The 8,368-nt window shown below is 74.0% G+C and carries 7 protein-coding genes; 2 read left to right on the top strand and 5 right to left on the bottom strand.

Going from position 1 to position 8,368, the window contains the following annotated elements; genetic code table 11:
- From AB0E96_RS14205 to AB0E96_RS14195, 3 genes are all read right to left on the bottom strand, one after another.
- A partial coding sequence (locus AB0E96_RS14205; RefSeq protein WP_359822742.1) for an NADH-quinone oxidoreductase subunit C occupies positions 1–656 on the bottom strand: 656 nt, incomplete at its 3' end.
- Positions 653–1,294 (bottom strand): NADH-quinone oxidoreductase subunit B family protein, encoded by a 642-nt coding sequence (locus AB0E96_RS14200; protein ID WP_359822739.1) that lies wholly within the window; start codon positions 1,292–1,294, stop codon positions 653–655. The genes AB0E96_RS14200 and AB0E96_RS14205, both read right to left, overlap by 4 nt.
- Positions 1,285–1,701: an NADH-quinone oxidoreductase subunit A gene (locus tag AB0E96_RS14195; RefSeq protein WP_359822737.1), complete on the bottom strand. Its 417-nt coding sequence runs from the start codon at positions 1,699–1,701 to the stop codon at positions 1,285–1,287. Before AB0E96_RS14195 ends, AB0E96_RS14200 begins: the two co-directional genes overlap by 10 nt.
- Before the next feature lie 342 nt (positions 1,702–2,043).
- Here AB0E96_RS14195 and AB0E96_RS14190 point away from each other — a divergent pair, with 342 nt between their 5' ends.
- Positions 2,044–3,213: a sensor domain-containing protein gene (locus AB0E96_RS14190; RefSeq protein WP_359822745.1), complete on the top strand. Its 1,170-nt coding sequence runs from the start codon at positions 2,044–2,046 to the stop codon at positions 3,211–3,213.
- A gap of 146 nt (positions 3,214–3,359) precedes the next feature.
- Here AB0E96_RS14190 and AB0E96_RS14185 read toward each other — a convergent pair whose 3' ends face one another.
- Positions 3,360–4,541: a trypsin-like peptidase domain-containing protein gene (locus AB0E96_RS14185; protein WP_359822734.1), complete on the bottom strand. Its 1,182-nt coding sequence runs from the start codon at positions 4,539–4,541 to the stop codon at positions 3,360–3,362.
- A gap of 144 nt (positions 4,542–4,685) precedes the next feature.
- On the opposite strand from AB0E96_RS14185, the gene galE reads away from it, so the two are divergent.
- On the top strand, positions 4,686–5,672 hold the full coding sequence (galE, locus tag AB0E96_RS14180; RefSeq protein ID WP_359822732.1) for a UDP-glucose 4-epimerase GalE: 987 nt from the start codon (positions 4,686–4,688) through the stop codon (positions 5,670–5,672).
- A 43-nt stretch (positions 5,673–5,715) separates the two neighbouring features.
- Here the strand turns inward: galE and AB0E96_RS14175 are convergent, their stop codons facing one another.
- Positions 5,716–8,085 (bottom strand): PQQ-binding-like beta-propeller repeat protein, encoded by a 2,370-nt coding sequence (locus tag AB0E96_RS14175; RefSeq protein WP_359822730.1) that lies wholly within the window; start codon positions 8,083–8,085, stop codon positions 5,716–5,718.
- Positions 8,086–8,368: the final 283 nt, after the last annotated feature.

The raw sequence follows: 8,368 nt of genomic DNA, 5'->3' as shown, positions 1-8,368 counted from the left end.
GCAGCACCGGCGCCCGCGGCCGCCCGGGGCGTCCGCGCCGCAGCACCGGCCGCCCGCGCACCGCGCGCGGGCCGCTCGGCGACCGGCGGCAGGGTGCCCTTGAGCGGCCCCCACTCGTTCGGGTCCGGCACGCCGGCCGGCAGCATCTTGCGCCGGGCCGGCCCGCCGCCGTGGTCGGACTCGCCCGGCTCCTTGGCGCCCGGCCAGTCCTTGGCGACCCGGGCCGCGAGCACGAACTCCTTGCGCAGCGGGTGCCCCTCGAAGCCGTCCGGCAGCAGCAGGGTGACCAGGTGGGGGTGCCCGGGGAAGTCGATGCCGAACATCTCGTGGGTCTCGCGCTCGTGCCAGGCGGCACCCGCGTACACGGCGACGGCGGTCGGCAGCGCCGCCCCGGCGCGCGGCACCCGGGTGCGCAGCGCGAGGTGCCGCACCCCCGGCGCCTCGACGGCGGCCAGGTGGGCGACCACGGAGAAGCCCTCGGCGAGCTCGTCGACGGCGCTCAGCCAGTCGAAGAAGCCCAGGCCCAGGACGTCCCGGGCGTTGGTGAGCGCCTCGATCCAGTGCTCGGCGGGGACGTCGACGGTGATCAGCCCGTACGCCTCGGCGCCGGTCGCCCACTCCCCGACCGACGCCGCGTACTGCTCGGCGGACGTCACGAGGCTCCCCCTTCCGGCGTGCCGGGGCCCGCCACCAGCGGGCGGCGCAGTGCCGCCGCGGGCGTGGTGTAGCGGTCCGGCAGGGACTCGGAGGCGATCTTCTCCTGGAGCTTGAGGATGCCCTGGAGCAGCGCCTCCGGCCGCGGCGGGCAGCCGGGCACGTAGACGTCCACCGGGATGATCTGGTCCACGCCCTTGGTGACCGAGTACGAGTCCCAGTACGGGCCGCCGGAGTTGGAGCAGGCGCCGAAGGAGATGACGTACTTCGGCTCGGGCATCTGCTCGTAGAGGCGCTTGACGGCGGGCGCCATCTTGTCGGTGACCGTCCCGGAGACGATCATCAGATCGGCCTGACGGGGTCCGGGCGCGAACGGGATGACACCCATCCGGATGAAGTCGTGCTTGGCCATGGACGCGGCGATGAACTCGATCGCGCAGCAGGCCAGCCCGAAGTTGAAGCACCAGAGGCTGTAGCGGCGCCCCCAGTTGAGCACCACCTTGACCGGGTCCGGCGCGAGCCGGGCCAGCGGGCCGATGCCGCGGCGCTCGACGGCGCCGGGGCGCGAGGGGTCCGGCAGCCCGAGCGGGACGGGACCGCCCTGCGCGTCGCCGTGCGAGTGGGAGTGCGTCACGTCCATTCCAGAACGCCCTTCTTCCAGGCGTACAGCAGCCCGACCACGAGGAAGCCGATGAACAGGAACATCTCGACCAGTGTTCCGGCGCCGTACCCGGCGGAGGCGAAGACGGTCGCCCAGGGGAACAGGTAGATCGCGTCCACCGCGAAGATCACGTACAGGAAGGCGTACACGTAGTAGCGGATCTGGGTGTGCGCCCAGTCCTCGCCCACCGGGTCCACCCCGCACTCGTAGGCGAGGAGCTTCTCGGGCGAGTACACCACGGGTCGCAGCAGCCGGTTGGCGGTGAAGGCCACGGCGACGAAGAGCACTCCGACGACGGCCAGCAGGCCCATCGCGGCGTACGCGTCGAAGTAGCCGCTGCCGACCGCCGGGTCGGCCGCGGCGGCAGCCGCGTGCTTCCCCTCCATGCCTTCGCCTCCACCTCGGCCGTGAATCCGCCCTCAGGACAGTTCTACGACGTTTGCTCTCACGGTCCTAACCATGGCCAGAGCGTGAGTCTAAGGGGACCTCTCCGCTCCGCCCGAACCCTGCCCGCTCCGCAAGACGGCCGGTGGACACCCCGGCGGAGGTCCGGCGGCCGGCCCCGGGGTGGGGTTAACCCCCGGTCGGGAAGATGTATCACCCCCATGGCATCCATCGCCCGACGTTCGGGAAGCTTGGTCCAGCCGCACGACGAAGAGGGACGGTAGATCCGGATGAAGCCGCTGCACCAACGGGCCGTGGACGCCATCAAGGAGCAGGACGACCGGATGGAGCGCCCGCCGCTGTACGGCGCACGGATGTGGCACCAGGTCGGGCGGTTGATGCTCAACTTCCCGCTCGGCTCGGCCGGCTTCATCGTGACCGTGCTGCTGCTCTCGGCCGGACTGGGCCTGTCGATCACCGTGGTGGGGCTGCCGATCCTGGCCGGCGGGCTGTGCGCCGCGCGGGCCCTGGGCCGGCTGGGCCGGCAGCGGGCCCGCGCGGCGTACGGTTCCGCGATCGACGAGCCGGAGCCGGTGAAGCCGCGCCGCCCGGGCATGGTCGGCTTCACCATCGCCCACCTCACCGACCTGCTGAACTGGCGCTCGGCGCTCTACAACCTGCTGATGCTGCCCTGGGGCATCGTGAGCTTCACCGTGACCCTGGTCTCGGTGGTCGTGCTCTGGCCGGTGTTGCCCTGGGTGGTCCGCGGGCTGGCCGCGACCGACCGCATCCTGATCGAGTCGCTGCTCTTCCCGGGCGCCCTGGCCGAGCGGGTGCGCGAGCTGGAGGACGACCGCGGCACCGTGGTCGACACCGCCGCCGCCGACCTGCGCCGGATCGAGCGCGACCTGCACGACGGCGCCCAGGCCCGGCTGGTCGCGCTGGCGATGGACCTCGGCATGGCCAAGGAGCGGCTGCGCGAGGTGGAGACCGAGGACGACATGGCGGCCGCCGCCCGGATGGTCGACAACGCCCACGGCGAGGTCAAGCTGGCCCTCCAGGAGCTGCGCGACCTGGCCCGCGGCATCCACCCGGCGGTGCTGACCGACCGCGGCCTGGACGCCGCGCTGTCCTCGGTCGCCGCCCGCTGCACCGTCCCCGGCGGGGTCCGGGTGAACGTCGACCTGGCCGGCCCGGACGGTCAGCCCGAGCGCCCGGACTCGGCGGTCGAGGGCATCGCCTACTTCACCGTCAGCGAGCTGCTGACCAACGTCTCCAAGCACGCCGGCGCCCGCTCCGCCTCGGTCGAGGTCTGGCGCTCGGACGACCAGCTGATGGTGCTGGTCCAGGACGACGGCAAGGGCGGCGCGGCCCCCTACCCGGGCAGCGGCCTGGCCGGACTGGCCGAGCGGATCCGCGCGGTGGACGGGGTCTTCCTGGTGGAGAGCCCCGAGGGCGGACCGACCACCGTCACCGTCGAGCTGCCCTGGCGCACCCGCACCGCCCGCCGCTGACCGCCCGGCCGGGGCAAGCGGCCCCCGGACACGGCAGGGCGCCGGGGCCTCGTCGAGCAGTGACGAGGCCCCGGCGCCGTTCCGGTACGGCACCCGGCCCGCTGAGCCCTTGCGCGGCGTGCGGCCCGGCGTCCCCGTACCGGAGCTCAGGGCGACGGGCTCTGCGCGGTCTCCAGCTCGCCGAGGGTGACGTCGGCGGTCCTGGTGCCGCCGTCCCGGGTGTAGGTGACGGTGACCTTGCTGCCCGGGGTGAGCGAGGCGAGCGCGGTGGTGAGCGCGTTCAGCGAGTCGACCTGGGTGTCGCCGATCTTGGTGATGACGTCGCCGGCCTGGAGCCCCGCCGAGGCCGCCGCCCCGCCCGGGGTGACCGCCACGATGACCGCGCCGGCCGGCTGGAACTGCTGGTTGAAGCTGGTCCGGGCGGTGATGCCGAGCGCGGCCCGGCCGGAGTTGGTGACCTTGCCCTGCTTGATCAGCTGGTCGGCGATGTTGGTGATGGTGCTCGCCGGGATGGCGAAGCCGATGCCCGGGGCGGCCGAGCCGTTGGTCTGCGGCTCGGTCGCGGCGAGTGTGTTGATGCCGATGACCTTGCTGTCCAGGTTCACCAGCGCGCCGCCGCTGTTGCCCGGGTTGATCGCCGCCGAGGTCTGCACCATGTTGCCGATGGTGGCGCCCGGCGACCCGGGGCCCTGGGGTTCGGAGACGGTCCGCCCGGTGGCCGAGACGATGCCCTGGGTGACGCTGCTGGAGAGCCCCAGCGGGCTGCCCATGGCGAGGGTGATCTGGCCGAGCTGGACCTTGCTCGAGTCGCCGAAGCTGGCCGGCCGCAGGCCGCTCGGCGGGTTGCTCAGCCGGATCACCGCGAGGTCGGAGTCGGGGTAGCTGGCGACCAGGCCGGCGTCCAGCGTGGTGGTGCTGTTGGCGAGGGTCACCGTGAAGGTCTTCGCGGTGCCGATCACGTGGGCGTTGGTGACGATGTCGCCCTTGTCGTCGTAGACGATGCCGGAGCCGAGGCTGTCGCCGGTGGTGATCTGCACCACGGAGGGCAGCACGTTGGCGATCACCGTCTGGTAGGCCTCCTGCAGCTGGGTCGCGCCGTTCGACGGGCCGGGCGTCGCGGCGGCCTGGGTGCCGGCCGTGGGCGAGCCGGTCGCGGCGACGGTGGACGAGGAGGACGAGCCGCTGCTGCAGCCGGCCAGCGCCAGCGCGGCCGCCGCCGCGACCGCGACCGCTCCCGGCAGCCGCCCGGCCGGTCCCCTCGGCGCCCGCGGGCCGCCCGGCCGGGGTCCGGCGGGCGGGAGGAGGGTGGGTTCCTTGTGACGGCGCACCTGACTGCCTCCGATTCGTCACCACGCCGAGGGGCGCGGGCATGAGTGCACGGAAATCCTTGTCAGCTTTTCACCGTTTTGTCCGCTTTGCGGCACCGACTCGCCCGAACGTGGCGATCGAATTCGAACCCCTAGGATCGGGCCATGACTTGGTTGATCACCGGCGGTGCCGGATACATCGGCGGACACGTCGTCCGACAGCTCCTCGACGCCGGCGAGCGCGTCGCCGTCCTGGACGACCTCAGCACCGGCGACGCCTCCCGGCTGCCGGCCGGCGTCCCCCTGATCGAGGGCTCCACCCTGGACCGCGCCGCGCTGGACGCCGCGATCCGCGAGCACGGTGTCGAGGGCATCCTGCACTTCGCCGCCAAGAAGCAGGTCGGCGAGTCCGTCGAGCAGCCCTTCCTGTACTACCGCGAGAACATGATCGGCCTCCAGACCGTCCTGGAGGCGGCCGCCGAGGGCGGGGTGAAGCGCTTCCTCTTCTCCTCCTCCGCCGCGGTCTACGGCATGCCGGACGTCGACCTGGTCACCGAGTCCACGCCCTGCGCCCCGATGAGCCCGTACGGCGAGACCAAGCTGGCCGGCGAGTGGCTGGTCGCCGCGGCCGGCCAGGCCCACGGCATGTCCACCGTGGCCCTGCGCTACTTCAACGTGGCCGGCGCCGCCTCCCCCGAGCTCTCCGACGCCGGGGTGTTCAACCTGATCCCGATGGTCTTCGAGCGGCTCACCGCCGGTCAGGCCCCGCGGATCTTCGGCGACGACTACCTCACCCCGGACGGCACCTGCGTCCGCGACTTCATCCACGTCTCCGACATCGCCTCGGCGCACGTGGCGGCCGCCAAGCGGATGGCCGCCGACCCGGCCGGCGCGACCCGGCTGGTGCTGAACATCGGCCGCGGCGAGGGCGTCAGCGTCAAGGAGATGCTGGCCGTGATCGGCAAGGTTACCGGCTACGACACCGCCGCCGAGGTGACCCCGCGCCGTGCCGGCGACCCCGCCCGGGTGGTGGCCTCCGCCGACCTGATCCACCGCGAGCTGGGCTGGACCGCCCGTCACGACGTGACCGAGATGGTCTCCTCCGCGTGGGACGGCTGGTGCAGCCGCCACCCCGGGGCCCGCAAGGCCTGAGCCGGCCCGCCCGGTCGCCGGTCCGGCGGTGTCCGCCCCGCGCTCAGCGGGCGGGCACCGCCGTGCCGTAGAAGGCGTCCAGCGCGTACACGCAGCGGTCCTTGGAGCCGACGAAGACCCGACCGCCGACCGCCACCGGCGAGCCGGTGAGCTCGCCCTTGGTGCCGAGCTCCCAGCGCAGCTGACCGCTCGACAGGTCCAGGGTGTGCAGCGAGTGGTCCCGGCTGCCCAGGTGCACCAGGCCGTCGGCCACCGCCGGGGAGCCGACGATCTCTCCGCGCGCCGTGTAGCGCCAGCGCTCCCGGCCGGTGGCCGCCTCGAAGGCGTACAGCACCTCGCCGTTGCCGACCAGCACCATGCCGTCCGAGACCACCACCGGATCGGCCCCCTGGCGCCGGCCGGTGACCCCGCGCCAGCGGTCCAGGCCGGTGGCCGCGTCCAGCGCGTAGACGGTGCCCAGGTAGTCGGCCACGTAGACCGCGTCGGCGTCCAGCGCGGGCGGGGTGAACAGCACCACAGGGGCCTCGAAGCGCCAGCGCTCGGCCCCGCTGGCCGCGTCCAGCGCGTACACCCGGGTGCCGGCCGACACGTACAGCACGCCGCCGCGCTCGACCGGGTGCGAGGGCACGTCGTCGCCGACCTGGAAGGACCAGCGCAGGCCCGTCCCGCGCGGGTCGACGCAGCGCAGCCGCCCGCCGCCGTAGTAGTAGGCGGCGCCGCCCACCAGGACCGGGCCGGACTGCGGGTTCTCGTAGTCCTGCTGGGCGTCGTCGGCCCGCCACAGCTCGGCGCCGTTGGCGGCCGAGCGGAGCTGGACGCCGCCGCCCCTGATGCCGCAGCAGAGCACGCCGTCGGCGGCGGAGAGCGAGTAGACCCAGCCGTCCAGCGAGGTGCGCCAGCGCTCGGTGCCGTCCACGGCGTCCACGGTGTACAGGTGCGGGCCGTCCGCGGCGTGCACCCGGCCCGCGTCCACCGCGAGCGCCCAGGCGACGTCCCGGGTCTTGTAGCGGCGCTCGCCGGAGGCGATGTCCAGCGCGTGCACCTCGAAGCTGGAGACGAAGAGGGTGCCGTCGGCGACCACCGGCGTGCCCCAGACGTCGTTGGACATCCGGAACCGCCAGGGGCGCCAGCGGGCGACCGGCGCGGGCGGCGGGGTGGGCGCCCGGCGGACCCAGTCGGTCGTGGCCGGGGCGGTGCTCGGGCCAGGCTGCTCGTACTCGGCCCGCGGCCCCGGGCCTATCCGCACCGAGGCGCCGGACAACTGCACCTCGACGGAGCCGCCGGTCGGCGCCCGGTGCCGGTTCGGGGAGGCGATCTTCGCGGTCGGGATCTCGGCGTCCGAGCCCTGGCCGGGCCTCGGCATGCCGTGCACCGGCCCGGCCGGCGACTGGGCGTGCCGCCCGCCCGGGTTGGTGCGCGGGTCGGCCGGCCCGAGGTGCTGCGACGGGACGTGGGCGGGCGGCGCGTGCGGCGGCGGGGGCGGATGGGCCGGACCGGCGGGCGGGCGCGGCGCGGCGGCCGGCCGGCGGCCCCGCTTGCGCTCGATCAGCTCCAGCGCGTTGGCCGGCAGCCAGTCCCCGGCCTCGCCGGAGGCGTCGTCCCGGGAGAACAGGTGCGGGGCCAGCTCGGTCTGGATCTGCGCCGGGGTGGGCCGGCGCTCGGGGGCCTGCTGCATGCAGGCACGGACCAGGTCCATCAGCTCCGGCGGCATGCCGGTCAGGTCCGGTTCCTCGCGCAGCAGCTGGAACACCGTCTCGACCGGGTTGGTGCCCCGGTAGGGCGGGTGCCCGGTGGCGCAGAAGACCATCAGCGAGCCGAGCGAGAAGACGTCGCTGGCGCCCCGGACGGTACGGCTGTCCCTGGCCTGCTCGGGGGACATGTAGGCGGGGGTGCCGACCGCGACGTTGGTCATGGTGAGCCGGGTGCTGGACACCCCGGCCGCGATGCCGAAGTCGATCACCTTCGGGCCGTCCTCGACGACCAGGACGTTCGAGGGCTTGAGGTCGCGGTGGATCAGCCCGGCCGCGTGGATGGACTGGAGGGCCTCCGCGATGCCGGCGACCAGCCAGCGGGTGGCCTCCACCGGCAGCGGGCCGCAGTCCTCGACCAGGTCCTCCAGCGAGGGGGCCGGGATGTACGCGGTGGCCAGCCAGGGCACCCGGGCGTCCGCGTCCGCGTCCACCACGGCCGCGGTGTAGAAGCCGCCGACCGTCTTGGCCGCCTCGATCTCGCGGGCGAAGCGGACCCGGAACAGCTCGTCCTCGGCCAGCTCACCCCGCACGGTCTTGATGGCGACCCGCCGGCCCGACGCGGAACGCGCCAGGTAGACCAGCCCCATCCCACCCGCGCCGAGCCGCCCCAGCACCTCGAAGGGCCCGATCCGCCTCGGATCGTGCGCCGTCAGCTGGTCCACTCCGCTGCCACCTCCCCGTTGTCCGCACCCGCCGCGTGGTGCCGGACCCGATTCTCCAATGCCGCCCCGCGCATATCCAACCTCCCCCACCCGCCGGAACGCGCCGTCCGGGCCCGAACGACGCCCCGGACGGGCCCCTGACCAGCGAGGACGGAACGGCCGGATCCCGACGCCCGCTCCGGGGGCGGCTTGCGCGCGGAGCCCCGGACCGTTCACTTCCGGACGGCACCTCACTCTTCGGCCGCCGTCACGCTCTGTCACCCGATCACCCCTCAGCGGACTC

Origin of the sequence: Kitasatospora sp. NPDC036755, from assembly GCF_040636595.1 — a bacterium.
In the GTDB taxonomy this organism is placed as follows: Bacteria; Actinomycetota; Actinomycetes; order Streptomycetales; family Streptomycetaceae; genus Kitasatospora.
The sequence above is the reverse complement of the archived record's forward strand: the minus strand, read 5'-3'. Positions and strand labels throughout refer to the sequence as shown.

Bases quoted from the DNA above. Each gene is read 5' to 3' on its own strand.
- galE (WP_359822732.1), top strand. From the start codon at position 4,686: ATGACTTGGTTGATCACCGGCGGTGCCGGATACATCGGCGGACACGTC.
- AB0E96_RS14190 (WP_359822745.1), top strand. From the start codon at position 2,044: ATGGAGCGCCCGCCGCTGTACGGCGCACGGATGTGGCACCAGGTCGGG.
- AB0E96_RS14200 (WP_359822739.1), bottom strand. From the start codon at position 1,294: ATGGACGTGACGCACTCCCACTCGCACGGCGACGCGCAGGGCGGTCCC.
- AB0E96_RS14195 (WP_359822737.1), bottom strand. From the start codon at position 1,701: ATGGAGGGGAAGCACGCGGCTGCCGCCGCGGCCGACCCGGCGGTCGGC.